This window comes from Methylobacterium brachiatum (assembly GCF_900113845.1).
GTDB lineage: Bacteria > Pseudomonadota > Alphaproteobacteria > Rhizobiales > Beijerinckiaceae > Methylobacterium > Methylobacterium brachiatum.
In genome coordinates this window covers 98842-125590 of record NZ_FOQW01000006.1, presented here as the reverse complement: position 1 = coordinate 125590, position 26749 = coordinate 98842, and the positions used below count along the sequence as shown (strand labels likewise).

Annotated in this window: 28 protein-coding genes and 1 tRNA gene; 12 read left to right on the top strand and 17 right to left on the bottom strand. The window is 70.0% G+C overall.

The window, feature by feature from the left end; translation table 11 throughout:
* Positions 1-6: 6 nt before the first annotated feature.
* Entirely contained in the window at positions 7-576 is a 570-nt protein-coding gene (locus BMZ47_RS08720) for a PAS domain-containing protein (RefSeq protein WP_007563570.1), read from the bottom strand.
* 280 nt (positions 577-856) lie between these two features.
* Between BMZ47_RS08720 and dgcN the strand changes: the two genes are divergently transcribed.
* Positions 857-1870, top strand: a complete 1014-nt coding sequence (dgcN, locus tag BMZ47_RS08715; RefSeq protein WP_091860850.1) for an N-acetyltransferase DgcN — start codon at positions 857-859, stop codon at positions 1868-1870.
* A gap of 1 nt (position 1871) precedes the next feature.
* Positions 1872-2855 (top strand): N-acetyl-D-Glu racemase DgcA, encoded by a 984-nt coding sequence (gene dgcA, locus BMZ47_RS08710; RefSeq protein WP_007563565.1) that lies wholly within the window; start codon positions 1872-1874, stop codon positions 2853-2855.
* Between the two features lie 120 nt (positions 2856-2975).
* On the opposite strand, the gene BMZ47_RS08705 is transcribed toward dgcA, so the two are convergent.
* Both BMZ47_RS08705 and BMZ47_RS08700 read right to left on the bottom strand, forming a co-directional pair.
* Entirely contained in the window at positions 2976-4646 is a 1671-nt protein-coding gene (locus BMZ47_RS08705) for a methyl-accepting chemotaxis protein (RefSeq protein ID WP_167369015.1), read from the bottom strand.
* A 271-nt stretch (positions 4647-4917) separates the two neighbouring features.
* Positions 4918-5256 (bottom strand): DUF1491 family protein, encoded by a 339-nt coding sequence (locus tag BMZ47_RS08700; RefSeq protein WP_091860844.1) that lies wholly within the window; start codon positions 5254-5256, stop codon positions 4918-4920.
* A gap of 298 nt (positions 5257-5554) precedes the next feature.
* Between BMZ47_RS08700 and BMZ47_RS08695 the strand changes: the two genes are divergently transcribed.
* The gene (locus BMZ47_RS08695; RefSeq protein WP_085985795.1) at positions 5555-5812 is read left to right on the top strand and encodes a hypothetical protein; all 258 of its coding nucleotides are present in this window, start codon (positions 5555-5557) and stop codon (positions 5810-5812) included.
* 86 nt (positions 5813-5898) lie between these two features.
* Here the strand turns inward: BMZ47_RS08695 and BMZ47_RS08690 are convergent, their stop codons facing one another.
* Both BMZ47_RS08690 and BMZ47_RS08685 read right to left on the bottom strand, forming a co-directional pair.
* Positions 5899-6606 carry a peptidoglycan-binding domain-containing protein gene (locus BMZ47_RS08690; protein ID WP_091860841.1) on the bottom strand — a complete coding sequence of 236 codons (708 nt, stop codon included), beginning with the start codon at positions 6604-6606 and terminating at the stop codon, positions 5899-5901.
* 27 nt (positions 6607-6633) lie between these two features.
* Entirely contained in the window at positions 6634-8508 is a 1875-nt protein-coding gene (locus BMZ47_RS08685; protein ID WP_091860838.1) for a PAS domain-containing sensor histidine kinase, read from the bottom strand.
* A 273-nt stretch (positions 8509-8781) separates the two neighbouring features.
* Between BMZ47_RS08685 and BMZ47_RS08680 the strand changes: the two genes are divergently transcribed.
* On the top strand, positions 8782-9090 hold the full coding sequence (locus BMZ47_RS08680) for a hypothetical protein (protein ID WP_091860835.1): 309 nt from the start codon (positions 8782-8784) through the stop codon (positions 9088-9090).
* 133 nt (positions 9091-9223) lie between these two features.
* Here the strand turns inward: BMZ47_RS08680 and BMZ47_RS08675 are convergent, their stop codons facing one another.
* From BMZ47_RS08675 to BMZ47_RS08665, 3 genes are all read right to left on the bottom strand, one after another.
* On the bottom strand, positions 9224-10354 hold the full coding sequence (locus BMZ47_RS08675) for a hypothetical protein (RefSeq protein ID WP_091860832.1): 1131 nt from the start codon (positions 10352-10354) through the stop codon (positions 9224-9226).
* 129 nt (positions 10355-10483) lie between these two features.
* Positions 10484-10837, bottom strand: a complete 354-nt coding sequence (locus BMZ47_RS08670) for a hypothetical protein (RefSeq protein ID WP_091860829.1) — start codon at positions 10835-10837, stop codon at positions 10484-10486.
* A 71-nt stretch (positions 10838-10908) separates the two neighbouring features.
* Positions 10909-11370 (bottom strand): GNAT family N-acetyltransferase, encoded by a 462-nt coding sequence (locus tag BMZ47_RS08665; RefSeq protein ID WP_091860826.1) that lies wholly within the window; start codon positions 11368-11370, stop codon positions 10909-10911.
* Positions 11371-11601: 231 nt separating this feature from the next.
* Between BMZ47_RS08665 and BMZ47_RS08660 the strand changes: the two genes are divergently transcribed.
* On the top strand, positions 11602-11787 hold the full coding sequence (locus tag BMZ47_RS08660; RefSeq protein WP_091860823.1) for a hypothetical protein: 186 nt from the start codon (positions 11602-11604) through the stop codon (positions 11785-11787).
* Positions 11788-11920: 133 nt separating this feature from the next.
* Here BMZ47_RS08660 and BMZ47_RS08655 read toward each other — a convergent pair whose 3' ends face one another.
* Positions 11921-12424, bottom strand: a complete 504-nt coding sequence (locus tag BMZ47_RS08655) for a Ros/MucR family transcriptional regulator (protein ID WP_007563545.1) — start codon at positions 12422-12424, stop codon at positions 11921-11923.
* A 370-nt stretch (positions 12425-12794) separates the two neighbouring features.
* Between BMZ47_RS08655 and BMZ47_RS08650 the strand changes: the two genes are divergently transcribed.
* On the top strand, positions 12795-13205 hold the full coding sequence (locus BMZ47_RS08650; RefSeq protein WP_091860820.1) for a PaaI family thioesterase: 411 nt from the start codon (positions 12795-12797) through the stop codon (positions 13203-13205).
* Positions 13206-13260: 55 nt separating this feature from the next.
* Here the strand turns inward: BMZ47_RS08650 and BMZ47_RS08645 are convergent, their stop codons facing one another.
* Entirely contained in the window at positions 13261-13965 is a 705-nt protein-coding gene (locus BMZ47_RS08645) for a glutathione S-transferase family protein (protein ID WP_091860818.1), read from the bottom strand.
* A 208-nt stretch (positions 13966-14173) separates the two neighbouring features.
* Between BMZ47_RS08645 and hemF the strand changes: the two genes are divergently transcribed.
* The 4 genes from hemF (at position 14174) to BMZ47_RS28905 (ending at position 16591) form a co-directional block, all read left to right on the top strand.
* Positions 14174-15106 (top strand): oxygen-dependent coproporphyrinogen oxidase, encoded by a 933-nt coding sequence (hemF, locus tag BMZ47_RS08640; RefSeq protein ID WP_091860816.1) that lies wholly within the window; start codon positions 14174-14176, stop codon positions 15104-15106.
* Positions 15103-16221: an ATP-dependent DNA helicase gene (locus tag BMZ47_RS08635; RefSeq protein ID WP_007563537.1), complete on the top strand. Its 1119-nt coding sequence runs from the start codon at positions 15103-15105 to the stop codon at positions 16219-16221. The genes hemF and BMZ47_RS08635 overlap by 4 nt, the downstream gene beginning before the upstream one ends.
* Positions 16222-16301: 80 nt before the next feature.
* Positions 16302-16391, top strand: a tRNA-Ser gene (locus tag BMZ47_RS08630).
* Between the two features lie 50 nt (positions 16392-16441).
* Positions 16442-16591, top strand: a complete 150-nt coding sequence (locus BMZ47_RS28905) for a fumarylacetoacetate hydrolase family protein (protein ID WP_244536767.1) — start codon at positions 16442-16444, stop codon at positions 16589-16591.
* 130 nt (positions 16592-16721) lie between these two features.
* Here BMZ47_RS28905 and BMZ47_RS08620 read toward each other — a convergent pair whose 3' ends face one another.
* Together BMZ47_RS08620 and BMZ47_RS08615 are read right to left on the bottom strand one after the other, a co-directional pair.
* Complete coding sequence (locus BMZ47_RS08620) at positions 16722-17459, bottom strand: phytochelatin synthase family protein (protein ID WP_091860810.1); 738 nt, start codon at positions 17457-17459, stop codon at positions 16722-16724.
* An 80-nt stretch (positions 17460-17539) separates the two neighbouring features.
* Entirely contained in the window at positions 17540-18346 is an 807-nt protein-coding gene (locus BMZ47_RS08615; RefSeq protein ID WP_244536766.1) for an SDR family NAD(P)-dependent oxidoreductase, read from the bottom strand.
* Positions 18347-18815: 469 nt separating this feature from the next.
* On the opposite strand from BMZ47_RS08615, the gene BMZ47_RS08610 reads away from it, so the two are divergent.
* Positions 18816-19358, top strand: a complete 543-nt coding sequence (locus BMZ47_RS08610) for a DUF3291 domain-containing protein (RefSeq protein WP_091860804.1) — start codon at positions 18816-18818, stop codon at positions 19356-19358.
* A gap of 153 nt (positions 19359-19511) precedes the next feature.
* Here BMZ47_RS08610 and BMZ47_RS08605 read toward each other — a convergent pair whose 3' ends face one another.
* From BMZ47_RS08605 to BMZ47_RS08585, 5 genes are all read right to left on the bottom strand, one after another.
* Positions 19512-20867 carry a cytochrome P450 gene (locus BMZ47_RS08605; protein ID WP_091860801.1) on the bottom strand — a complete coding sequence of 452 codons (1356 nt, stop codon included), beginning with the start codon at positions 20865-20867 and terminating at the stop codon, positions 19512-19514.
* A 205-nt stretch (positions 20868-21072) separates the two neighbouring features.
* On the bottom strand, positions 21073-21474 hold the full coding sequence (locus tag BMZ47_RS08600) for a hypothetical protein (RefSeq protein WP_091860797.1): 402 nt from the start codon (positions 21472-21474) through the stop codon (positions 21073-21075).
* Between the two features lie 289 nt (positions 21475-21763).
* Complete coding sequence (locus tag BMZ47_RS08595; protein ID WP_091860794.1) at positions 21764-24274, bottom strand: two-component system VirA-like sensor kinase; 2511 nt, start codon at positions 24272-24274, stop codon at positions 21764-21766.
* The gene (locus BMZ47_RS08590) at positions 24271-25275 is read right to left on the bottom strand and encodes a cytochrome-c peroxidase (RefSeq protein ID WP_091860791.1); all 1005 of its coding nucleotides are present in this window, start codon (positions 25273-25275) and stop codon (positions 24271-24273) included. Before BMZ47_RS08590 ends, BMZ47_RS08595 begins: the two co-directional genes overlap by 4 nt.
* 2 nt (positions 25276-25277) lie before the next feature.
* Entirely contained in the window at positions 25278-26039 is a 762-nt protein-coding gene (locus BMZ47_RS08585; protein ID WP_007564501.1) for a response regulator, read from the bottom strand.
* 358 nt (positions 26040-26397) lie between these two features.
* Between BMZ47_RS08585 and BMZ47_RS08580 the strand changes: the two genes are divergently transcribed.
* Positions 26398-26697 carry a hypothetical protein gene (locus tag BMZ47_RS08580; RefSeq protein WP_091860788.1) on the top strand — a complete coding sequence of 100 codons (300 nt, stop codon included), beginning with the start codon at positions 26398-26400 and terminating at the stop codon, positions 26695-26697.
* Positions 26698-26749 lie beyond the last annotated feature (52 nt).

Below are 26749 nucleotides of genomic sequence, written 5' to 3'. Positions count from 1 at the left end.
CCGGCGTCAGTGAAGCGTGTCGCCGTTCTCGAGCGTCGACGAGATCGGCGACACCGTCATCTTCTGCGCGATCTCCTGGCCGACCCGGAACAGGGCCTCGCGCAGGGGCGCCAGCGCCGACTTGCCGCCATCGACCTCGATCAGGCCGTGGGCCATCAGCAGGTGGTCGGCCACCAGGTCGAGGGTGGAGGCCGGGGCCGTTGAGGGGCGCGGCGGCGGCGGGACGAAGCGGCCGAGGCCGCCCTGCGCGGACAGCGCCTCGCTGCCGGGGACGAGCTCGGTGATCGAGCCGAGGAAACCCAGAAACGTGTGGTCCGGCGGCCCGTAGGAGGGCACCGCGCCGGCCGCCGCCCAGATCGAGCCGCCGCCGTCGCGGGACAGGCGAAACCGGACGATGAACTCCGCCTTGGCCTGCGCGGCCTCCTTGATGACCGCCCGCAAGACCGCGCCGTCCTCGGTGTTCAGCCGCTCGAACCAACCCTGGCCCACGGCGTCGCGCTGATTCTGTCCGGTCAGGCCGTGCCATTCGGGGCTGACATAGGTCAGGGCCCCCGCGGCGTCGGTCATGAAGATCATCGGAGGGCCTCCGGTTGCGGATGGCGGCTCGATCGGCACAAGTCGCAAATCGGGAGCGCGGGGTGCAACGGCAATCGTGCTCGCGGGCGGCCCGTTCCGGTCGCGGCCGGTCGAAAGTGCGAAACGCGCGGATAAATCCGGCGCCGCGGCGGACGGGGTAGGCCGGCGACGCGCCCGGCGGAGGCGGCGTCCACCGCCCTGGCCGCCATCGTGCATTGCGCCGGGCAGCCGCGATCCCGCATAGACGGGGCGCCGGTTTCCCCAGAAGGTTTCACGACCGATGCAGATCGCCACGCCCTATCTGATGTTCCTGGGCGACGTGCCCGACACGCTGGCGGCCAAGACCGCCTACGGCATCAAGGATTGGCGCCCCGAGTGGTGCGTCGGCCAGATGCGGCTCCCGGGCTGCGCCGCCGATCTCGGCATCCCCGACATGACCCTGCCCGAGGCCCTGGCCAAGGGCTGCCGGACCCTGGTGATCGGCGTCGTCAACGCCGGCGGCGTGCTGCCGGACCATTGGGTCAAGGAGATCGTGGCGGCGATCGAGGCCGGGCTCGACGTGGCGAGCGGCCTGCACGTCAAGCTCGGTGCGGTCCCGGCCATCGCCGAGGCCGCCGCGCGCCGCGGCCGGCAGCTCCACGACGTGCGCCATACCGACGAGCGCTTCCCCACCGGCAAGGGCACCAAGCGCGCGGGCCGGCGCCTGCTCACCGTCGGCACCGATTGCTCGGTCGGCAAGAAGTACACCGTGCTGGCCCTGGAGCGCGGCATGCGCGAGCGGGGCCTCGACGCGGATTTCTGCGCCACCGGCCAGACCGGCGTGTTCATCTCCGGCCGGGGCGTCGCCATCGACGCCGTGGTGGCCGACTTCATCTCCGGCGCCGTCGAGACGATCTCCCCCGAGGCCGCCCCGAATCACTGGGACCTGATCGAGGGCCAGGGCTCGCTGTTCCACCCCTCCTTCGCGGGCGTCAGCCTCGGCCTGCTGCACGGCGCCCAGGCGGATGCCTTCGTGGTCTGCCACGAGCCCACCCGCAGCACGATGCGCGGCGTGAAGCACCCGCTGCCGACCCTCCAGCAGGTGATCGACCTCACCGTGCAGCTCGGCAGCCTGACCAACCCGGCGATCAAGCCGGTGGGGATCTCCGTGAACACGCAGGCGCTCGGCGAGAGCGAGGCGAAGGCGCTGCTCGACAAGCTCGCCGCGGAGCACGGCCTGCCCGCCACCGATCCGGTGCGCTTCGGCGTCGCCGGGCTGGTCGACCGGATCGTCGCCGATTTCCCGGAGGTCTGACATGGCCCGCCGCCTTACCCTGTCCGTCGAGCGCTTCCCGATCGCCGGCGCCTTCACGATCTCCCGCGGCAGCCGCACCGAGATCGCCGTGGTGGTGGCGACCCTCACGGACGCGAACGGGGTCGGGCGCGGCGAATGCGTGCCGTATCCGCGCTACGGCGAGAGCGTCGAGAGCGTCGTCGCCCTGATCGAGGGACAGGCGGATGCGATCGGCGCCGGGATCGGGCGGGACGAACTCGCGACGCGGATGAAGGCGGGCGCCGCCCGCAACGCCCTCGACAGCGCCCTGTTCGACCTGGAGGCCAAGCTCCAGGGCCGCCGGGCCTGGGAGATCGCCGGGCTGGCCGCCCCCGCCCCGGCGGTGACCGCCTACACGCTGAGCCTCGGCACCCCCGAGAGCATGGGCGAGGCTGCCCGGGCCGCCTCCCACCGGCCGCTGCTCAAGGTCAAGCTCGGCGGGGCCGGCGACCCCGAGCGCATCGCCGCCGTGCGGGCGGGCGCGCCGCAAGCGCGGCTGATCGTCGACGCCAACGAGGCGTGGCGGCCCGAGACCGTCGAGGCCAACCTCGCGGCCTGCCTGGAGGCCGGCGTCGCCCTGATCGAGCAGCCCCTGCCGGCCGATGCCGACGCCCTGCTCGCCGAGATCCCGCACCCGGTCCCGGTCTGCGCCGACGAGAGCCTGCACGACCGCGCCGGCCTCGACGCGCTCGCCGGCCGCTACGACGCGATCAACATCAAGCTCGACAAGACCGGCGGCCTCACCGAGGCCATCCTGCTCGCCCGGGAGGCCCGGGCCCGGGGCCTCTCCGTCATGGTCGGCTGCATGCTCGGCACCTCGCTCGGCATGGCGCCCGCCACGCTGCTGGCGTCCCAGGCCGACTTCGTCGACCTCGACGGCCCGCTGCTGCTCGCCCGCGACCGCGACCCGCCGCTGCGCTACGACGGCAGCATCGTGCACCCGCCGGAGGCGGATCTGTGGGGGTAGGGCGCGCGCCAGCCTCCAATGGTCGGTCACCCGAAGCCGCGTTGGATCGGTTCTCGTCCATCCCGGGCTTCGAGGCGGGCCCATGAAGGCGGCCCGCCGCAAAGTGGTAACCGTCCCGGTTCAGGCCGCCCGGACGGTCGAGAGGAACCGGAGGACCTCGCCGTTCAGGTGCTCGGATTGGCGTGACAGCTCGGAGGCCGCCGACAGCACCTGATTGGCCGCCGATCCCGTCGCCTCCGAGGCGCGCGCGACGCCCGTAATGTTGCTCGTCACCTCGCTGGTGCCGGCGGACGCCTGAGCGACGTTGCGGACGATTTCCTGCGTGGCGGCACCCTGCTGTTCGACGGCGGCGGCGATCGAGGTTGCCACGCCGTTGATCTCGCGGATGCGGGTGGTGATCGAGCCGATCGCCGCCACCGCTTGGCCCGCCACGCCCTGGATCTGGCTGATCTGGCCGCTGATTTCCTCCGTCGCCCGTGCCGTCTGCGTGGCCAGTTCCTTGACCTCGGTGGCGACCACCGCGAAGCCCCGGCCGGCCTCGCCGGCGCGCGCCGCCTCGATGGTGGTGTTGAGCGCGAGAAGGTTGGTCTGGCTCGCGATGTTGGAGATCAGCCCGACCATGTCGCCGATCCGCGAGGAGGCTTGGCTGAGGGCCTGGACGAGCTGCATGGTCTGGTCGGCCTCGCCCACCGCCGTCTGAGCCAGATCGGACGAGCCCGAAACCTGGCGCCCGATCTCCTGCACGGACGATCCGAGTTCCTCGGCCGCCGCAGCGACCGTGTTGACGTTGGCGGCGGCTTGTTCGGCCGCCGCGGCGACCGAGCCGGACTGGTTGGCGGTTTCCCCCGCCGTGACCGTCATGGTCTGTGCGGTCGTCTGAAGCTCCGTGGCGGCCGAGGAGACCATGCCGACGATACCGCCGACCGCGTCCTCGAAAGCATCGGCCATCTGGCGCATTCCGGCCTTGCGCTGCTCCTCGGCGGAAGCCCGGGCCAGCACCGTTTCCTGTTCCAGTTGCCGCGTCCGCACCAGGTTCTCCCGAGACGCCTCAACGGCGGCGGCAATGGAGCCGATCTCATTGGTGCGGTCCGTGTAGGGCACCGAGGCCTCGACATCGCCGGACGCCAAATTCCGCATGCGCAGGATCAGGCGGTTGATCGGGCGCGTCACGCCGACGAGCACATAGACGATGCCGGCGAGCCCAAAGGCAAAGGATGCGCAGCAGAGCAGGCCGATCATCCAGAGGGCATGCTCGTAGGACGCTTCGGCCTTGGCCTTGGCGTCATCGCCCCCCGAGACATTCAAGGCCGTGCTGCGGTCGAGGGATTGGATCACCTCGTCGAACGTCTTGCGCGACGTCTGGAAGAGCGTGTTCAAGATGCCCTGGTCTTTCGCTTGGGCGGCGGCCATGATCTTCGCACGAAAGCCGAGATACGCGGTCCAGTTCTGTTGATAGACCTGCCACGCGGCCCGTTCATCCGCGCTTGCGATGAGCGGCTCGTAGCGCGTGGCGACGGTTTCGACCTCCTTGAGGCGCCGCGCGGATACCGAGTCCAGTTCGGCAACGGGCTCGAGCGCGGTCACATAGCGGGCATCGGCGAGCCGGAGCCGTGTAATCCTGTATTTCAGGTCGCCCAGAGCCTGCACGCTGGGCATCCAGTTGTCGGAGAGATCTCGGGCATTGGCGTTGACGGCGCGCAGCTGCAGCACACTCATGACGCCTTGCGCGAGGAAGCCTATCGCGAGCAGCCCGATCAGACCTCTCAGAACGAACGATATCTTCATGTCCATCACCAGATCCCCGTCAGGCTGGGCGTACAAACACTCCATAAACTGACAGTTAAATTCGGAGCATGGGTTTCCGGGCGAAATAAGCGTAAGCTGGCTATTCTATTCGCTGAAACCTGGCTATTTGCGTATTCGTCGGATAGCAGCAGGGATAGGCCGGTTGTTGCTGGGGCGAATATCGGAAATATATATTTTAATACGCCGGAAAGAGCGATATGCCGCGGTCCGGATGATATGAAAACGGCCGAGAAGGTATCGTCTCGAAGACGGAAGCTTACTCAGCCAGCTCCAAGAAATGCCGCCCCTGCCGATCGTCGATCTCGATGATCCAGAGGTCGGAATCGAACCGGATCTCCTTGGTCAACCGCTCCTCGACGTCGAGCGGCGTGCCGCCCGTGATCAGGGCGGTGAAACGGCGGTCGCCGCTGTCCTCGGCCTCGAACAGGGCCTGGGGGGCGGGGCCGTAGAGGTCGGCGGTGCCGTCGAGGCGGTCGACCTTCACGAAGATCGCCCCGGCCTCGGGAGAGCCGCGCCGGCGCAGCACGGCCGGGATGCCCTCGACCCCGAGGCGGCGCAGATGGGCGGAAACCCAGAAATCGGAGCGCAGGCGCATGCGTGTCGGGCCTCCCGGAAGCGTCCCCGGGATGCGCGAAAGCGCCGACCGGTGCAACCGGATGATCGGCTCGGAGCGCCTCGTCGCTGCGGTATCCGCACATACGATGGAGGACGCAAAATATTCCCGAAAGAATTTCTGAGATGTTCGGGATTAAAACCAAATCTATCGATGTGTGTTTCCGCACATATACTCTGAAATATGATGATTAACTGAGCATAAGCCGCTAAAAACTGCAGGAGGCGGCGCGGAAAGGAGCATCTGCATGCCGAGATTCGCTTGGATTGCTGCACTGGTCATGACGTCGGTGTTCACCGTGAGCGCGCCGGCCAGCGCAGGGGCGGACACGCTGATGGATCTGCTGGGCAATCGCGAGTCGCGGTCGTGCCCCCGCTACCAGCGGACGCCGAGCGATGCCTGCAACATCGTGGTCCATCGCCCGGGCGGAAATCCGACGCAGGATATGACCGGGTCGATCGGTCACGCGAAGTCGTGGCAGGGCAATGGCGGCCCGCGCTGCAAGACGATCTGCCGCTTCACCGGCACGCAATACTGAGCGCATCGCGCCGGCGGGGCCTCGTCGGGCGTCGTGGTCACCACGCGCCGGCCGCCGGATCGGTCTTCGCCCCGGCGGCGGGCGCTCTACCCCTGGCCGCCGGCGCGGGACATCAGCGCGCGCAGGGTCTGCCCCGACGCCTCGCCGGTCACCGGCAGCTTGGCGCTGCGCTCGAACTTCTCGATCGCCGCGCGCGTGCCCGGCCCCATGGCACCGTCGGGCTTGACCGGATAGCCGAGCTTCGAGAGCGCCTTCTGCGCCCGCAGCACCGGATCCGCGTCCTTCTCGGATTTCGCCGGTTTCGAAGCCTCCTTGGGCGCATCCTTCTGCACCGGCTTGGCCGCAGCCCTGGCCGGGACGGCCCGGGGCGTCACCGAGGCGGTGGTCTCGTCGGAGCGGATCAGCTCGGCGATCGGGTCGCGGACGGCCTGCTTGGCGGGGGCGGCCCGGTCGGGCTGCGTCGGTTCCTTGGCGACATCCCGGATCGCCTCCTTCGGGGCCGCCGCCTCGCGCGGGGGCGGGGCCTTCTGCGCGGCGACCTTCGGCAGGATCGGCGCCGGATGGCGGCCGGACTGGTGCCCCAGCGCGTTGAAGCAGATGAAGCCCGCCGCGCCCACGGCGACGAGGCTGCTCAGCACCGTGCCGGGGCTGTTCCGGCACGAGGCGCCCGTGGCCTTCAACGCGCCGACCAGCACGCCGCGCCAGTCGCTCGGGGCGGCGGCGGCCCGGCGCGGCGCCGGACGGCGGGCGGAGCGTGCCTCCCCCGGGACGGTGATCTCGCGGTAGCCTGACATCGTGTCTCCTTCTCGCGGATCGATGGCTCAGCCGGCCCGACGCAGGGTCGGCTCCGAGGCGGCCGGCTCGGCGTCGAACAGGCCGAGCGGCAGGCGCACCACCGACCGGCGCGGGGGGCTGGCGCCCCGCACGGCGGTGCGGATCGGGGCGGGGCCGGCGGCGGCCGCCGGATCCCGGCAGACCAGAGGCAGCGTCACGGTCACGACGGTGCCGGCCTGGGGCGCGCTCTCGATCTGCAGCGCGCCGCCATGCAGGCCGACCAGGCCCTGGACCACCGAGAGGCCGAGGCCGGTCCCCTCGTGCTGGCGCTTGTAGCCGCCGCTCCCGGCCTGGAAGAACGGCGTGCCGAGCTTGGGCAGGTCGCCCTCGCCGATGCCGACCCCGGTATCGGCCACGACGATGTCGAGCCCGTCCGGACCCGGGCGCAGGGACAGGTCGACCCGGCCGCCCCGCGGGGTGAACTTCACGGCGTTCGAGATCAGGTTGATCAGCACCTGACGGCAGGCGGTCGGATCGGCCGTGATCTCGATCGGTCCCGACACGGCGGCCACCAGGGTGACCCCGGCCGCCTCGGCCTTGAGGCGCATCAGGTCGCAGCAGGACCGGACCAGCGCGGCGGCATCGAAGATCTCCGGCGCGTAGTCGAAATTGCCGCTCTGGATCCGGCTCATGTCGAGCAGCGTGTTGACGACGCCGAGCAGGTGATGGCCGGACGAGCCGATGATCCCGGCATATTCCCGCGCCTGATCGGGGCTGAGGCTGATCGCGCCTTCGCCGGCCAGCACCTCGGAGAAGCCGATGATCGCGTTGAGCGGCGTGCGCAGCTCGTGCGTGACGTTGGCCAGGAACCGGCCCTTGATCGCGTCGGCGCGCTCGGCCTCGGCGCGGGCGCGCTCCAGCTCCTCGGCGTGGCGGTGATGCTCGGTCATGTCGCGGGTCACGGCCACGACGGTCATGGCCGCATCGTGGGGGCCGTGCTCGATCCGGTGGGCGCGCATCTCGGCATGGATCAGGCGAGCGCCGTCGGGACGGCCGGCGGCCGGCTCGACATGCAGGCGCAGCGGCAGGGTGGCGGGCCGCCCGGTCGCGGCGACATCGCTCACGGCCTTGAGGAAGGCCGGCCGGTCGGCGACATGGACCCGCTCCAGCAGGCCGTGGCCGCGTAGCCGCGCCGCGTCGCTGCCGACCAGGCGGCTCGCCGAGACCGAGGCCTCGAGCACCCGGCCGTTGCGGTCGTGCCAGGTCACGAGGTCGTCGATCGCCGAGAGCAGCAGCCGGTCGCGGGCCTCGTTGTCGCGCAGCCGCTCGCGCCAGGTGCCCTCGTTGCGCATGTGCTCCAGGGCCTGGGCGGCGACGTGGCCGATCGCCGTGATCGCGAAGACCGGCAGGGCGACGCTGGCCGAGATGTCCATCATCGGCACGGTGCCGGCCCAGGAGCCGAGGGAGACGACACCGAGCACGCCGAGCACGGCCAGGACGGCGGCGGCCGCCGTGGCGCGCATCGAGCCGGAGACCAAGGCCTCCAGGGGAATCGCCACCAGCCAGACCGCGGCCGGGGAGGCGGCGCCGCCGGTGAGTCCCGCCAGGCAGACCACCAATCCGGTCAGTCCCGCCGACGAGACCGCGTGCGCCACCCAGAGGGAGCCGGTGCGGGCGAGTAGGACGGCGGCCAGCACCGGCAGCAGCAGGCTCGCGATCGCCAGCACCTCGATGCCCGACGGGACCCCGCGCCAGACGAGATAGGGCGGCAGCGCCGCCATCATCACCATCCCGGTGGCGAGGCGCGACATCAGGAAACGCTCATGCCGGAACCGCACGCTCGCATCGTCCGCCACGGATTCGTGGACCAGACCCGCGAGGCGGTCGTCGAGCAGAGAAGTCAGGGCTTTTTTAACAGGCAAGGCTCACACGCGCCGCGGTGAATGCCAATCGACATTCCTCGCGCCTCCGGCTCGACTTCAAAACGACTACCGGACAGTCGCAGGGGCGGCTTAAACGAGTGTTGCGGGACTTGTCCGATTGCTCGGGATGCTTTCCGCAAGGTAACCAGACGCCCGGGAACGGGCTTCGTTCACCATGGATGCCGAAAACCGGGAGGGTTGCGGCGGAGTTCACGAAACCCGACGCATTTTCGGGTTTCGATAGCGCGCGATGTCCGCGAAGGAGCCCGTCCGATGACCTTCCTGTTGCGCGCCGCGCTGGTGATCGGCGCGCTATCGTATCTGGCGATGCTGCGTAACGGCACGGATCCAGCCGCGGAGACGCGCAAGCTCACCGGATCGGCGGTCGCGGGCGCCAAGGCGGCCTTGCCGGCCGCCCTGGAGGCGGTCCCCCCCGACAGCCGGGCGGTGCGCGCCGTGCTGGCCCGGGGCCTGATGGCCGAGCTGAGCCGCCGCGCCGGCGTGGACGAGCCCGCCTCGAACGACACGCTGGAAGCCTCCGACCGGCAGCCTGCCTGGCATGGTCCGGCGGAGCCCCGCTGAACCGACGTAGAGCCACGGGTTCCCAAAGGGCCTCGCCCTTTGGCGGGTTCTCAGGGCGGAGCCCTGATGAGGAAGGGCTTCGCCCTTCACCCGCACAAGGGCTGGACCCTTTCGAATCCCCGACCTTCGTGCGTCAGCCGGCCTCGCCGCCGGTCGCCCGGAAGGCGCGCATCGGCAGGGGCGGGCGCTGCGCGCCGGCGCGCTCGGGGCCCTGACGCAGCTTGGCCTCCGGGCCGTGCAGCGGCTGGTGGGCCTCGCTCCGTCCGCGCTCGGCGAGGGGGGTGTCGAGGATCGCCGCGATCAGGTCGCGCGAGGCCGGCCGGCTCACGGTCCGGAACAGGCGCACCAACCCGGCCACCCGCTCGGCGGATCGCGCCACGCCCTGGTTGAGCGTGAGGAAGATGTAGACCGCCTCCTCCTCGTGCAGGCCGGCGGCGCGCAGGCCGAGCGTCAGCAGGTCGTAGCGCGCGCCGGGTTCGGCGACCACGGTGAGGAAATCGTGCGCCAGGCCGAGGCCGTCGGCCAGGGCCGCGATGAAGGTCGGGACGTCCTGATTGGAAGAGAGGCCCGTCAGCGTCTCGCCGAGGCCGCGCGGCGGGGGCGGGCAGGGGCGCAGGGCGGCGGTCGCCTCGACGGTCCGGCCGATCACCTCGCGGCGGATCGGGTCGGCATGGAGGTAGAGCGGCACGAGGTCGGCGGCCGAGACGTCGGGGCGGGCGAGGAGGAGGCGCGCCAGTTCGGCGACGCTGCGGCCGCGGCTCACGAGCCGGGCCAGCTCCGCCCCGCGCAGGGTGATGCCGAGATTGGCCGCCAGGGCGAGGTCGATCTCCGGACGGCCTTCGCGGGAGAGTTCGTCGACCGCCTCGCGGCTCAGCCCCACCCGGGCCGCGATGCGGGCGGCGATGTCGGAGCCGTCGGCCAGCGCGGCCTCGATCAGGCGGTGGCTCAGCACGGGGGCCAACGTCACCACCGTGTCGCGGACGGCGCCGCCCCGGACGGCGAGGGCCTCCAGGACCGAGGGGGGCGTCTCGGGGAAGGGGGCCAGCTTGCGGGCGACGACCTCGGCGGTCTCGTCGTCCACCGTGGGGATCAGGCCGCAGGCCAGGGATTCGAAGATCTCGACCTGGGCCCGATCCCGGCCGGGCGACCGGACGAACAGGTCGGTCTGCACCCGGAGGATCACCGGCTTCAGATCGAGATTCTCGATCCGCGACAATTCGAGGAGCCCGGACAGGTCCGGCGGAGCGTCGACGGATGGGGGCATGAGGATCGGGTTACGCAAGACTGCAGTAAGCTCACGCTAACCGCATCGACGTGAATCGACCTTTAAGCTGCCCGCATCGGCACCGTGCCGTCCTGCACCATCCCGGTACTGTCCGGCTCCGGCTCCGGGTCAGTGCGTCAACCAGAGAGCGATCGCCAGCACGGCCGCGATCGCCACGATGGCGCCGGCATAGGCCGGGGTGATCCAGGGCGTGCGCTGCTGCATGACGCCCGCTGCCGCCTTCTCGGAGGGCGCGCGCTCGGTCAGCCGCGCGAGCCGGACCCGCTGCGGCGTCGGCGGCGTGCCGCCGGCCTCGTCGCAGGTGCCGAGCGGGGCGGCCCCGACATCGACATGAGGGATCTTGTCGCCGGTCCGGCCGCTGTCGATGTCGCCCTTGAGCTGGGCCGAGGTCGGGTTCTCGGAATCCGGCGGGGCATCGGCCGGCAGGTTTCCGGGCGGCGGCGGGGTCTCGGATCGCAGCATCGGTCGAACTCCAGTCTCGTGAGGTCAACGCCCGATACGGCCCGCTGGCTGCGCCCATGGTGTCGCGGATCTCAAGGGTCCGTCGAGCCTCGCTTGAGCAACGGGCGCGTGAGGATCTGCCCGTCGCCGGTGAAGCCGGCCGCCAGACAGAAGGCGTGCAACGCATCCTGGCCGGGGCCGACGCTGAGGATCAGCCGCTCGCACCCGGCCTGCCGCGCCGCCCGCGCGGCCGCCTTCAGCAGCACCCGGCCGATGCCCTTGCGGCGGGAATCCGACGCGACGACCAGGATCGTGATGAGGCCCAAGGCCTTCGGGGCATCCAGCGTGCGGACGGGACTGAGCGCGATCAGCCCGCTCGGCGGTCCCCATTCCACCGCCACAAGCGCCGTGCCGCCGCTGCTCTGGAGAGCGTCGAGCCTGGCGGCGAGATCGATGGCGCCGACCGCGATGCCCGCCTCGCCCAACAGGTTGGCGAGGCCCGCCGCGTCGGGCCCCGCAGCTGCGCGAATCTCCAGCCCGTAGCGATTGCCCAATCCCTGCTCCCATGGCCGTGGCCTGCGGTCATCCTACGCAATCGTCGCGCGCGTCGCGAAGCGGGCCCGAGCGGCGCTTCGTCCCGGGTTCGGGTTGCCGGGTTCTGCTTACTAAGGACGTGGGACGGCTGCGGCAGCCCCTCAGCCGGCACCCGTGCGGCGGCGGGTGCGGAACGGGCGCAAGACTGATGTCTTTGCTCGACAACCGCACGAACGACGGGAGAGCACAGAATGGCGAGCCGGGTGCCGGACAAAACCACCGACGGGCCGGACGGCGATATGCCGGGGGAGGGCGGTCGGCCGCCGTCGCCGGGCCGGCGGCCCGAAGCCGACACGGCTGAAAAGAGCGAGGCCGAAAAGGCCGAGACGGAGAGGGCCGCGGGGGACGTGGCCGACGATCTGGCGGATTTCGCCTGATCGACGCCGAGGCCGCGAAGCTTGCGACAAGGCTCATGCGATCCGGGCGGCACGCATGCGCGCCGCCGCCCGGGATCATCGGTCTGATCGAGGTCCCTGGATCGGGTCTCTCGAGATCAGACCGTTTGCTCGATCAGGCCGTTTCCTTGGCCTTGCGCGCACGGGTCGCCTTCTTCGGCTTCTCGGCCGGCTCCTCATCGGGCTCCTGCACCGGCGCCGCGGACTTGCGGCGCTGCTGGCCGAGGCCGAGGCTGCGGGCGAGCTCGGAACGCTGGGCCGAGTAGCTGGCCGCAGTCGAGGGATAGTCCCGCGGCAGGCCGAAGCGCTCGCGATACTGCTCGATGGTCAGGCCGTTGCGCGACAGGTGCCGCTTCAGCGTCTTGTAGGGCTTGCCATCGATGAACGAGATCAGCGCATCCGGGGTCACCGACTTGCGGATCTGCGCCGGCGTCGGCTTGTCGGCCGTCTCGGTGACGGCGGCTGCCGGAGCGGAGAGCTTCGCCAGGGCCGCGTGAACGCCGGCCAGGAGCGCGGGCAATTCGCTGATCGGGACGGAATTGTTCGAGACATACGCGGACACGATGTCCGACGCCTGCTCGATAAAGGTCTGCTGCTGATCTGTGGCGATGTCGTCCATCGATGACTCCCTCTATCCGACGGTGGTGCACGGTTCTATCGTCTGTGCAGCAAAATCAAGTCGTCGTCGAGAGTTTCCTTACACAATGCGTCGGTCGTGAACACGCATATTACTCAAGCCGCGGGTGCAGCTGAAATCGTCGCCCGAGCAAACCGATAGCGGCGAGCCGCACTTGAACGGGAACGGGTCCTTTTGCGCCGCGCGCGTTACGCCTTTCGGGGCCGTCAACCGGAGGGCTTCGTCTGCGAAAATCCCTGTCCGGTCTCGCAACAGACCGGAAACACGTCCCGCTCCGTGGGATCGGCCGCGTGGGATTGTATACCGCCCGCGCGATGACGATGTCGGCGGAACATGATCTGGGGATAGCGGCGTGGATCAACCATCGGAACAGGGCACCGTCTTCGGGGCCCACATCCCGTTCGTGACCTATTGCGGGATCGAGGCGCTGGACGTGCACGAGGGCCGGACCCGGCTGCGCCTGGCCCTGCGGCCCGAGCACGCCAACAATCTCGGCATCGCGCATGGCGGCGTGATCTGCACTTTGCTGGATGTCGCCCTCGGCACCGCCGCACGGCTGAAGGCCGGCCGGCCGGTCGTCACCCTCGACATGCAGACCCGCTTCCTCGCCCCGGGCCGCGACGTCCTGCTCGCCGAGGGCCGCGTCACCCGCGCCGGGCGCTCGGTGATCTTCTGCGAGGCCGAGATCCGCGATGCGGACGGCGAGCTGGTGGCGAGCGCCACCGGCCTGCTCAAGCCGGTGGGTGAGAGCGGCCGGCGCTGAGGCGGAGGCGCGGTTCGGCGCCGGGCCTACGCCGAACCGAAACCCGAGACCCGTCCTACGCGGTCTTGAGAGGGTCGAGTTCCGCCAGCCCGCTGCCGCCATCGGCATAGGCCGCCTTGAAGCTCGGCCGCGCCTGCCAGCGCCGCCATAGGGCGTCGAGCTGCTCGAACCGTTCGTCGAGCGGGGTCGCGCAGACCGGAAATTTCGAGAAGGCGATCGCCGTGCAGAGCGTGATGTCGGCAAAGGTCGGCTCATCGCCGCCGAGCATCCAGGCGCGGCCGTCCGCGAGATGGCGGTCCACCAGGGCGGCGTGCCCCAGCGCTTCCTTGCGGCAATGCTCCCCCCATTGCGGGTTGTGCGTCAGCTCCAGCTTGGGCCCGAGTCCCTGGTGCAGCACGTGGAACATCGTGGTGATGCGGTAGAGGATGTGCACCCAGATCCGGTTCTCCCACATCGTGTCGAGCCCCTGCTCCAGGGGCGTATCGCCGGTGATGCGGCGCCCCGGATGGGCCGCGTCGAGGTAGCGCACGATCGCGGCGGTCTCGGACAGCATGGTCCCGTCCGCGAGCAGGAGGGTCGGGGTCTCGCCCCAGGGGTTCATCTTGAGATGGCGCCAGTGCCGCTGCTCGCCCCCCGGCGCCATGTCGTAGATCACCTCGTCGAACAGGTGGGCGATGCCCTTCTCGTGCGCGAACAGGCGCAGGCGCTGGGGATTCGGGAAGGCGGAGGGCGAGGTGAAGAGGCGGAGCGTGTCGGCCATGGCTCGGGCTGTCCTGACGGTTCGGGGCGGCGCCGGATCGGCGCGGGGCCGGCTGATCTAGAGCGCCCGCCGCCGAAGGGGACACCGGCCCGGCAGCCCGTGCGCCGCGATGGCGCGTCGGCCCGGGAAGGCGGCGTCGGGCGGCGCGGCAAATCGAATTGCCGCCCGCCGATTGACGCCCCATCGGCGCGGTGGGAAAGCCTAGCGCATGACGATGCCGGACGACCCCCGCGCAGCCCTGACTGCCCCCCTGTCCGAGGCCGACGTGACGGCCATGAAATCCGAGGCCGCGGCCTGGTTCGCGACCCTGCGCGACCGAATCCTCGCGGCCTTCGAGACCCTGGAGGCCGAGGCCGAGGGACCGTTCCACCCGGACGCGCCGACGGGCGCCGGGACCTTCGTGAAGACGCCCTGGAACCGCACCGACCATACCGGCCAGCCCGGGGGCGGGGGCGTCATGGCGATGCTGAAGGGCCGGGTGTTCGAGAAGGCCGGGGTGCACATCTCCACCGTCCACGGCGAGTTCGCCCCGGAATTCCGGGCCCAGATGCCCGGGGCCGCCGAGGATCCGCGCTTCTTCGCCACCGGCATCTCGCTGATCGCCCATCCGTGGAACCCGCATGTGCCGACGGTGCACATGAACACCCGCTTCGTCGTGACCACCAAGGCATGGTTCGGCGGCGGCGCCGACCTCACCCCGGTGCTGGAGCGGCGGCGCAACCAGGACGACCCGGACAGCCGCCACTTCCACGCCTGCCTCGAGCGCGCCTGCGCGGCCCACGGCGTCGACCATGCCCGCTACAAGGCCTGGTGCGACGAATACTTCCACCTCAAGCACCGCAACGAGCCCCGCGGCATCGGCGGTATCTTTTATGATTATCGCTGGACCGGGGATCCGCAGGCGGATCTGGCCTTCACCCGCGATGTCGGCGGCGCCTTCCTGGAAGCCTATCCGAAGATCGTCCGCGACAACCTCCGCACCGCCTGGACCGAGGCCGACCGCGAGGAGCAGCAGGTGCGGCGCGGGCGCTACGTCGAGTTCAACCTGCTCTACGACCGGGGTACGATCTTCGGGCTGAAGACCGGCGGCAACGTCGCCTCGATCCTGTCGTCCCTGCCGCCGACCGTGCGCTGGCCGTGAGCGCGGGGCTGCCCTCGGCTTACGCGCCGCAGCAGGACGCGGCGCTGAAGGCCATCGCCGCCTGGCGGAAGACGGGCGGGAGCCAGGTGTTCCGGCTGTTCGGCTATGCCGGCACCGGCAAGACCACGCTCGCCCGCCGCATCGCCGAGGATGTCGACGGCACCGTGGTCTACGGCGCCTTCACCGGCAAGGCGGCCTCGGTGATGCGCCAGAAGGGCTGCTACGACGCCGCCACGATCCACTCGCTGATCTACCGCACCAAGGAGGCGGAGGAGGGCGGCCCGACCTTCACGCTGAACCGCTCCGGCCCGGCCGCGAAGGCCGACCTGATCATCATCGACGAATGCTCGATGGTGGATTCCGACCTCGGCAACGACCTCCTGTCCTTCGACCGGCCGGTGCTGGTGCTGGGCGACCCGGCGCAGCTGCCGCCGGTGCGGGGCGGCGGCTTCTTCACCGAGGCCGAGCCGGACGTGATGCTTACCGAGGTCCATCGCCAGGCCAAGGACGACCCGATCGTCCGCATGGCCATGACGGTGCGCGAGGGCGGCCGGCTGGAGCTCGGCACCTACGGGCAGAGCCGGATCGTCTCCCGCCGCACCCTCGACCCGGCCGAGGTGCTCGAATGCGACCAGGTCCTGGTCGGCCTCAACAAGACCCGCCGCCTCTACAACAACCGGCTCCGGGAGCTCGCCGGCCACACCGACCCGATGCCGGCGGTGGGCGAGAAGCTGGTCTGCCTGCGCAATGACCGGGTGAAGGGCCTGCTCAACGGCTCGACCTGGACGGTCCAGGCCCTGCGTGCCCCGCCGCGCCCGGACCTGGTCCGCCTCGACGTCGTCCCCGAGGACGACCCGGCGCTGCGCCGCCGGGCCACCGACATCAAGGTGCTGCGCGCGATGATCTCCGGCACGGACGAGGAGATCCCGCTGTTCCTGCGCCGGGAGACCGACGAGTTCACCTACGGCTACGCCCTGACCGTGCACAAGGCGCAGGGCTCGCAATGGGACCGGGTGACCCTGTTCGACGAATCCTACGCCTTCCGCGAGCACCGCGCCCGCTGGCTCTATACCGGCCTGACCCGCGCCGCGCAGGCGATCACGATCGTCGTCTGATCGGCGCCCGGCGCGTCGACATCGCTTGTGAAGCCCGAGCGCGCGTGCTAGGCACCGCCCGTCTCATCGAGGCACCTTGCGGAGAGGTGGCAGAGCGGTTGAATGCACCGCACTCGAAATGCGGCATGCCTGCAAGGGCATCGGGGGTTCGAATCCCCCCCTCTCCGCCAGCTACCGTCAGGGCGAACGCAACCGGTCGGCCACCACCATCGGCGATCTCTTGAGTCGCCTCACCCTTGTTCCCGGCAATATCATCGCCACCGGGACCCTGCCCGGCATCGGCAACGCACGTAAGCCCGGCGACGTGATGGAGACCGAGATCGCCGGCATCGGCACGCTCTGCAACGTGATCCAGGCCGTGCCGGCCTGACGTACCTGACCGGATTGCCTGCACAGAAGGCAATCCGCGTCGCGATCGCCCGCGCCGGCGGTCGCGACCGACGCGATGGCGCCGGGCTGCGTCGGCACGCGGGGCGCACCATTCGCGGGCGGGCTGTCCATCACGGCGAGGGAAGAGTGGAATCGATGACCAGCAACCCGCGGGCCTTGCCGGACGTGCCGTCGATCGTCGTCGCGGCCTGCCAGAGGCGTTCCGTCCCGACGAGGAACGGCGTGTAGGTTCCGTTCACGTCGCCGACGAAGACTAGGTCCCGGTCCGGCAGGTAGCCCAGAACCGGCGAGAAGTGCCCGGCGCCCCGGCTGAACAACGGCCCGCGATGGAAGTTCACGATCAGCCGCTTGCTCGGATCGTTGCTGCTGCGCATCGCCTCGCGAAACGCGGGCAACGACAGATCGCGCACGACGCGCACCGGGCGATCGAGCCGCTTGCGGATCAGATCCGCCAGCTCGTCCAGCGTCAGGCCGTTCACGAGGATGCCGAACCAGGGCTGGAACTTCGTGCCGCGGATGACATCGGCTTGCGAGAAATCGACCCCGAGCGAGCGCAGCAGGTTGGCCACGGTGGCCGGACCGCAGAAACTCGGGTTGCTCTGGTATTCGTAGGGCCGTTGCCGGTATTTCTCGGCCACGGGCAGAGCCCAGGCCTGCGCCAGGAGCGCAGGATCGTGGAACGTGGCCTGCGTCTCGATCGAGGTGACGGCCTTGTAGGCGTTCGGCCTGAGAAGGATCGGGCCGAGAACCGCCGCGCCGGCGATGCCGGCCAGGATCACGATCGCCGCGAAGACGGCGAGCAGACGGCGCCCCCACGTCCAGCCCCGTCGGGCCTGTTCACTCGCCATGCACGCAGCACTCCGCTCTCATCAGGACAGGCCGCAGGGGCGACCGGGCGCAGACGCGCATTCCGGGTCCGCGCCCGGCCTCAGAACGCGACGGATACAGTCAGGTCCTTCCAGGCCCGGTCGGACGCGGCCACGGCATCGGCTGCGCGTTGCGCATAGGCATAGGCATCCTCGCCGATCAGGAGCTCGACCGGAGCATCGTCCCGGCCGGACAGATCGACGATCGCCCGGGCCACCTTCCTCGGATCCGCGGGCTCCCTGCCGGACCCGGCCCGCAACATCTCGGCGAAGGGCCCGACCGTCTGCCGATAGGGCTCGCTGATCACCGGGATCGTCATCGAGGAGCCGGCCCAATCGGTCCGCACGCCGCCCGGCTGCAGGATCGTCACCTTGATCCCCAGCGGAGCGAGCTCCTGCGCGAGGACGAGGCTGAAGCCGCGAACGGCAAACTTGGCCGCCTGGTATGCGGACAGGCCGACCGACGCGATGCGGCTTCCGACCGACGCGATCTGGAAGATATGCCCGGCGCCCTGCGCGCGCAGGATCGGCAAAACCGCCTTGGAGACGTGGACGGTGCCGAAGAAGTTCGTCGCCATCTGGTCCGCGAAGGCGTCCTGGCTCATGTCCTCGACCGACGCCAGGCTGGCATAGCCCGCATTGTTCACGACCACATCGACCCGGCCGAATGTGTCCTTCGCGTCGGCGACCGCCCGGCCGACGGCGGCGGCATCGGAGACATCGAGCGCATAGGGGATTATGCGTCCGCGATACTGGATGACGAGATCGTCGAGGTCACCGGGGTTGCGCGCGGTCGCCATGACTTTGTGCCCGGCCTCGAGGGCGGCCATGACGATCGCCCGGCCGAGGCCGCGGGAACTGCCTGTCACGAACCAAGACTTCGGCATTTGGTCTCCCATGTCGCGGCGTCAATAAAATCACGTGTTCGAAATGCATCGCATCAAGGCGAGGTTCGCGTCTCGATAAGACCGGTTCGTTACAGCGTCGATACAAATTCAAAATCTTTCGTTTCTTATGTAACATTTCGAAAGACTATAAAATACGTTGACCGAACCAGGTTTGTATTTATAATCTCACGCTGCCGGTCTGGTCGGCGCGACGGCCGCTTTGGACGGCCTCCGCCGTACGATCCCCATCACGAAGCTGTCGGCCGGTGCCGAAGACTTCGCCTCGGCAAGCCGAATACGCGGCTGGACTGACCAATGATCGTGCGTCGGCATCAGCGAGGATGCGAGCGGGTATCATAATTCTCTGCTCTCAACGGATGTGCCCCAGGAATAGAGGGGTCTTGGGCAGAAAGCGCACCGAAATAGTCGATATAAAGAGAAAGAATGTCGGATGGCTCGGGTCGCGCTCTACACATTCGGAATCTTGAAGGGTGCGTATCAGTCCGAGGCGCTGACGGAATTCGCCGGCATGGCCCGCATGATATTCCCGACCCTGGGCGGTGCGGACGGTTTCATCGCTCAGGCGGGGGATGCGCGTCCCGACCTGCTTGGCCGGGCTGGTCACGGTGAGGATTTCGGGCCCTGGGGCGTCTACGTGGCGCCGCGCTTCTTCGACGCGAACTGGCAGGCGAGCGGCGCCAGCATGGTTCAAACGCTGTCGCTGTGGCGCGATTGCGAAGCCGCCCGCCGCTTCGCCTACAAAGGGCTGCATCGCGACGCCCTGAAACGGCGCTCGGCCTGGTTTCAGCCGCCGCAATGGCCGGGTTACGTTCTGTGGTGGGTTCCCGAGGATGTCGTCCCGACCTGGTCGGACGGCGTCCAACGTCTGGAGATCCTGGCCGATGCGGGACCGACGGCATCCGGGTTCAGCTTCGCGCGACGCTACGATGAATCCGGCCGTCCCGAGCTCGCGAAGCAGGTTGCGGCGCACTGACGGCGGGAGCCCCGGGTGATATCCGGAGACGACCACCTGAGCTTCGCTCCCCTGCCGCACCGGAAGACGTCACCCCGGTTCCGACACCAGCGTGTGATGGCTGCACGGATCCGGGCGCGACCGATCCTTTCGGATGCCGGCCCGCTCGGGCGCCTAAGGCAGGCAGGGGCGCAGCGTGAACACCGGCACGTGGCTCGGCCGCGTCGAGAACGATCCGATCGGCTGGACAGGATCGGCCTGTTCCATCGCGATCGCGTTGCCGCGCAGGAGCCGCGCGAGGACGAGCACGCTCTCCGCCACGGCGAGTTGTGCACCGATGCAGACCCGCGGTCCGGCACCGAACGGCAGGAAGGTAAACCGGTCCGGCCTCGCAGCGCCGAGGAAGCGCGACGGATCGAAACGCGCGGGGGCGGCCCAGAACGCGGGGTTCCTGTGCAGCATGCAGAAGGGCAGGAGGACGAGGCTGCCACCTCGGACCGGTGATCCGCAGAGGTCGTGCGGGTCCCCGACTTCGCGGGCCGACATATAGGCCGGAGGATACAGGCGCAGGGTTTCCTCGACCACGGCCCGGGTCAGCGGCAGGCGCGCGAGCGCCTCTCCGGCCGAACCCGGCGACACGTCGCAGGCGCGCGCCTCGTCGCGCACGGCGTCCTGCCAGTCGGGGGCGTTGGCGAGGAGATAGCACGCCCAGAAGAGCGTCAGCCCCGTGGTCTCGTGGCCGGCGAAGAGCATCGTCGACACCTCGTCGGCCAACAAGCCCTCGTCCTGGTCCTTGTAAGCATCCGCCAGCATGTCGAACAGGTCGCGCGGCGTATCGGGCGAGGCCGTGGACCGGCGTTCCGCGATGACGGCGGCGATGATCCGCGACCAGCGCCGCCGAAACAGGGCGCGCCGCACATCCGTCGGTGTCAGCAGCGTCGATGGCAGCAGGAAATCGCTCGCGCGGGGACGTCCGATCGTGGCGGAATAGAACAGGAGCAGGCGCCGCAGCTCGGGCCCGAACCGCGCCGTCTCGAGCGAGAACATCGAGCGCGCCGCGATATCCAGGCTCAGGTCCTGCATCGCCGACAGGAGATCGATCGGGCCGCCCTTCGCGGCTTCGATCCGCGCGCAGGTCGCCTCCGCGCATGCCGCGATATGATGCGAGAGGACGGGCAGCGTCCGCGGCGTGAAGGCGGGCGCGAGCGTGCGCCGCTGCCGCCGCCAGGCTTCCCCCTCCGCCGCGGCGAGGCCCCGGCCGAGGATGGGACCGAGCACGCGCCCTGTCGCCCGCACGCGGCGGAACCGGTCCGGATGATCCGCCAAAACATGACGCATGGCGTCGGGGGTGTTGGCGAGGATCAGGTCGGTGATGCCCAGGCGGTACGTGATCGCCGGCGCAGTGAAGCACCGGGCCGGGAATGCCGAGAAGGCGTTGCGCCGGACCCGCATGAGCACGCCGAGACCCGTGACGCGGTCGGGCGCGAGCGGCGGCGCCGGCGGTTCGAAACGGTGGCCAGGGCTATGCATGGTACCTTTCGCCTGACCTCATCCGGGTCCCGGATATCCCGATCCGACGCCGCCGATACGGCGCAGACCATCGAACGCACCGCCGTCCGCCGGGCGCGAGCCGGCATCGCCCGCCTGCGCCCGCGATCCAGTGGCGCCACATATTCGGCGCGATCTCTGCTTGAAAACCCGGCGGCTGGAATCCAGTCAAAGCCCCTGATGGACGTTACTTGCTTCCGGGGCAGAGCTTATACGATACGCCCCCTTGGTCGCCAGACGACCCATCCGCGATCTTGAAGCTTCGGCGCGACTGCACGAACACCGTCTCGGAGGTGGTCGTGGGCGCGACCGGGCTTCCGTCGCCGGCGGCGGCGCAAGAGGTCGCGATTCTGTACGTCTTGCCGTGCGCGTCCACGATGCTGCTGACGCATTTGCTGTCGTGCGGGCCGCCCAGACCCTGCCCGTCATAGGTCCTCAAGGCGGCAAACGGCGCGCCCTCGCAGGCCAGATCCGCCTGGACGTAACTGCCGTGGGACAGAGGCAGCGGCTCCGCCTTCAGGGACCCGGCGCAGGCGACGGACGCCGAGAACACGCCGGCGGCGTAGAGCAGGGGAGCACCAGATTTCATGCGCGTAACACCATGCCGTGGAGGATCATGCCGGCCGGTTTCGGCCGGGCCGGTTCCGGGTCTTGCGGATGCAGGCCCAGTTGCCCCGGCCCGCCCGTGACCGCGATATCCAGGCGCGGTTTCGGTGGCATTTCAACCGACCGCCGGCTCGGTTACGCCTGAAACAGGCCGCGGATGGCCCCCGCGGTTTCGTGGCACCGAGGTCTCCGGCGGACGGTCGCCTGCAAGGCGTTCAGGCGGGCAGTCGGGCTTCGGGAGCCCCGGAGCTGGTGCGCTCGCGGCGCACGCCTCAACGCTTCGAGAGCGTGCGCGGCGGCGCCGTCTCGGGGCCGGAGGCCAGCTTGGCGCCGGAGGCCAGCTTCGCGCCGGAGGCCAGGTGTCTCTGCAGGGTCAAGGCGAGCGCGTTGGAGCGCCAGGGCCGGCGGGCGACCTCGACGACGGGAATGGCCGAGAGGATCTCCGGCTGCACGGCCTCGGACGCCGACAACGAGAGCACGATCGGCCATTTCGCGATCTGGGCGGCCCGGCGGGCAAAGGTGAGGCCCGATAAGCCGAGCAGCGGGTGCTCGACGATCAGCAGATCGAACCGCTCCGGCGCCGTGCGCAGGGCGGACAAGGCCGCCTCCGGGTCGACGTATCCGACCGGTTCGTAGCCCAGGGCCGCCAGGGTCTCCTCGTCCTCCTGGACCGCGGCGCGCGTCCGGCCCAGGATCATCACGGCGCCGCAGGCGCGCGACGCGTCGCTGATGGCCGGCGTCATCACCGGCAACCAGACCTCGAACGTGCTGCCCGCGCCGGGCACACTGCGCACGTTGAAGGCGCCGTCCTGCTCCTGGACGAATTCGAACGCGGTCGCGAGCCCGAGGCCGGTTCCGGCCGGACGGGTGGTAAAGAACGGCTCGAAGATCCGCGCGAGCGTCGCCTCGTCCATGCCGCGGCCGGAATCGCTGACCCGGATCCGGATATGATCGCCCGGGCGCAACGTCCCGTTGGAGAGGGATTGCCGCTCCGCCAGGGTGATCCGGTCGAGCTGGATCTCGACCGCTCGATCCGGGCTCGACGCCTGCACGGCGTTGCGGATCAGGTTGTGCACCACTTGCTGGAGCTGCGCCGGCTCGCCGCCGACGATCGCCCCCTGGGCCGTCCCGGTGAACCGGATCACGGTCGGGTCGGCCGCCGAGGAGCGGATCTGGGCGATCGTCTCGGCGACGACCGCCTCGACGGCGCTGGTGCCTTGCATCGCGCTGCCGCGCCGCCCGAAATCGAGAATCTGGCTAGCGATCTCGTGCGCCCGTCCGCCGGCCTGGACCAGCATCTCGATCTGCCGCGCCGCCCGATCGGGATGCGCCGGCAAGGCCTCGGCCGCGATCTCGGCATGGCCGAGCATGACGTTGAGGACGTTGTTGATGTTGTGCGCCACACCGCTCGCGAAGGTGCCGATGGCCTCGAGCCGCTGTGCCCGGCGCAGCTCCCCCTCGATCGCGCGCCGCTCCGCCCAGACCTGCTGGCTCTCCAGCGCCGCGCCGAAGCTGTCGGCGACGACCTGCAGCAGGCCGCACGATTGCCGGAGCCAGCCCGGCAGATCGGAGGTGCTGCGCTCGAAGCACAGCAAGCCGACGGTGCGCTCGCCCCGGCGCAGCCGCGCGCAGGCCCATGAGACGATGCCGCGCTCGGCGAGGGCGTGCCGCAAGGCCGGATGCCCGGTCGCGTCCGCGGTCTCGATGAAGATGAGGTCGTCCGAGGCGGCGGTGATGTCGGGGATCAGGGCGCGTTGCGCCATCGGCCAGCCCCGGGGCTGCGCAAGGCCGGGCCGGCTCCACAGATGCACGGCGCCGCTGCCGTCGAGCATCAGGACATAGCAATGGTCCGTGTTCAGGCCCCCGCCCACCATGGCCAGGACGTCGACGATGTGGGCGGAGATCTCGTCGGGCTGGCTCCCCAGGAAGCGGTTGGCGGCCTGGGCCACGACGGTCTGGAAGGCGACCGTCCGGCGCAGGATCAGGGTTCCGGCCCGCATCAGCAGGCCCACGCGCACGGCGAGGGCGAGCAGCGCCAGGGCGGCGGCGTAGAGCGCGAGGCGGAAACCATCGGCGCGGGCCTGGCGCTCGGCGTGCAGCTCCCGGCGGGCATCCAGCAGCGCTTGGCGGGCTTTCTCGCTCGACGCGACCGGAAGCGAGCGCGTCGCGGCGCCGACCTGGGGCAGCAGATCCAGGAGCTGGCGCCCGTGGAGCACGATGGCGGCGACATCCGCGGCCTGGTCCGTCGGCAGGGTCATCGCGGCCATGGCGTCGAGCCGCGCGCGGATGTCCTCGAGATGCTTCGCGCTCCCGTCGCGGGCGAGTTGCGAGACGCGGATCTGCAGGGCGGCCACGGCCTGCACGAGCCGCGGATCGACGTCCGGTTCGGACAGGCGATCGCTCACCGAGTCGAAATACGCGACCGAGTTCTGCACCAGGGCGTTGCCGGTCTTGAAGCGCTCGACCATCTGCGCCTCCCGGTCCACCACCTCGGCGAGGGCCCGCACCTCGGCGTCGTCCGGCCGGCTCGCGGCCCGCAGGTCGGCCACCGCCGCCTGCATCTTGCGCAGATGGGCGACGATCGGATCGTAATTGCGCAGATGCCCGGCGCGGGCCCGAAGCACGTCGTGCTGGAGGCGCGATTCGGCCAGCGCGAGGCTGCCGACGGTCCGCTGCATCGTCACATAGGCCGCCTCCATCTCGCCATTGCCGTTGATCAGCAGCCACGTCAGCAGCGCGGCCAACAGCGCACCGAGTACGGCGGCCTGCGCGGTCAACCTCATGGCCGATGGTCGTCGGTCGGCGGCGGGCCGGGGGGCGTCGCCGGGGGCACGGTCACGGGGTGGCCTTCGTAGGATCCGGTCAGGGTGCCGAGGAAGGCGACGATCGATGCGATCTGGGTCGTGGTCAGCTCCCGCCCGAGCTGGACCCGGGCCATCAGCCGCACGGCCTCCGGAAGCGTGGCGATGCCGCCGTCGTCGAAATAGGGCGCCGTGACCGCGACGTTGCGCAGGCTGGGGACGCGCAGCACCTCGGCGGTCTTGTTCGGGATCGTGACGAAGATCCCGACCTTCTCGAACAGATTGCCGCCGACATTGACGCCCTGGTGGCAGGCCGAGCAGCCGATCCCGCGGAAGAGCGCGAAGCCCCGCTGCTCGGCCTCGGTGATGGCCCGCGCATCGCCGCGCAGCCACCGGTCGAACCGGCTGTCCGGGGTGAGCAGGTGCCGCTCGAAGCTGTTGATCGCGTCGACGACGGCCTCGCGGTCGGCCTCGCGGCCGTAGGCGGACCGAAACCTGGCGGCGAGCGCCGGATCGGCGCGGACCGTGTCGAGGATGCGGGGCCACGACCCGCCCAGGAATTCCGGCTGGGTCAGCGCCAGCTCGGCCTGATCCTTGAGGGTCGGGATATCGCCCGCCCAGCCCAGGCGGAAGTTCAGGGCGGCGTTGAAGACCGTGGGCGTGTTGCGCGGCACCGGCGCGCCGTCGGTGGTGACGTTCCGCGGGACCGCGCTTGCGCCGTTGGTCCGGATGTCGTGACAGGTGATGCAGGCGCGGTCGCCCCGGCGCGACAGCCGCGTGTCGGAGAACAGCATCCGGCCGATATCGACGCGGTCCGGGTCCGCCCCCAGCGAGCTGGGGATCGGCGTGATGACGGCCGAGGCCTCGACGGCATCGGCGATCGCCGGACTGCCGGCCGGCCCTTCCTGGGCGGCCGGCGCCAGGATGGCCACGGCGCTGCCGAGCAGCGCCGCGAGGAGGGGCCGTGCCGGGCGCCCGATCACGGCTACAGCTTCTCGACGGGCGTGGTCAGGACATAGCCCACGCCGCGCTCGGTGACGATCAGGCGGGGCGCACTCGGGTCCACCTCCAGCTTGCGGCGCAGGCGCAGGATCTGGACGTCGATGCTGCGGTCGAACACGTCCTCGTGGACCCGCGTGGCCTGCAGGAGGTGCTCGCGGCTCAGGGGGCGCTGGGGCGCATCCAGGAAGGCCACGAGCAGCGCGTACTCGCCGTTGCTCAGCGCGACGCCCTCACCGGCCGGGTTGGTCAGGCGCCGCCGCCGCCGGTCGAGCACCCAGCCGTCGAAGCGACTGCGATGCGAATCCTGCGCCTTCGGCGGAACGGGCGTCACCTCGGCCCGCCGCAGGATGACCCGGATGCGGGCCAGGAGCTCGCGCAGGCCGTAGGGTTTGACGAGATAATCGTCGGCGCCGAGCTCGAGGCCGATCACGCGATCGATCTCGTCGCGGCGATGGCCGGTCGTGATGATCACCGGCAGATCGCTCCGGGTCCGCAGGTCGCGCAGCAGGTCGAGGCCGTTCTCCGAGCCCAGGCGCAAATCGAGCACCACGAGGTCGAAATCGCCCTCCGCGAGCCACCGCTCCGCCTCGGCCCGGTTGGTCGCCGCCGTCACGTCGACGTCGTGGTCGGCGAAATGATCCGAGACGATGCGCTGCATGCCCGCATCGTCCTCAATGAGCAGGATGCGGGTCTTGCCGGGGCGCGGCCTCCGGCCCTGACCCCTGTCCAGACTGGGTTCGATCATGGGCACCTCACGCTTCGCGGCAGAGCACCGCCCCGACCTCCGCTGCTGGATGGCGGCACCGTGTCGGGGACGCCGCCACCCGGGGAGTCATCGAACCGTCGTCGCCAGCCCATGCCCGATCGCCCTTCCGAGGGCGCCCGGGTGTGGCCCTGCACCGCTGAGTTGATATCACGGCCCCAAAAGGATTGCGCCCACCACATTGTGCGAGGCAGCACAACGCGGGCGATGACTCTCAATAACGCCGTCTCGATCCGGCAAGAAGCATTTCAGTTACGGTTGTAACCGGAAGTCGTGATGGCTGACATGCCGATGTAACTGCCGAATATGATCGTCACCCTCTCTGGATGAAGGGGTGATTATGACCGACGCTCTGATCCGAGATGTCTGCGGCGTAGACCCGGGGCGCTTCAACAAGATTGTGCCCGATCGATTGCCTCGCGGCGAAGATCTTCCAGCCGCCGGCCGCCGCGGTCTTCCACTGGGGCGCATCGCGATAGCCTCGCCCCCGATCGCACCGGCCCGACCCGCGCTCTTCGTCTTCGGGCGGTGGCTGCTGGATGCCCTCGTGGTCAGCTTCGCCCATGGCGGCTGTATCCATCACACCCACCCGGATTACATCGCGTTCCTGCGTAACATCAACAGCAACGCGCGGCGCTAGACAAGATCCCGCCGGAAACCCATTGCTTCGGAAAAGACGTCGCGGCGCGCGC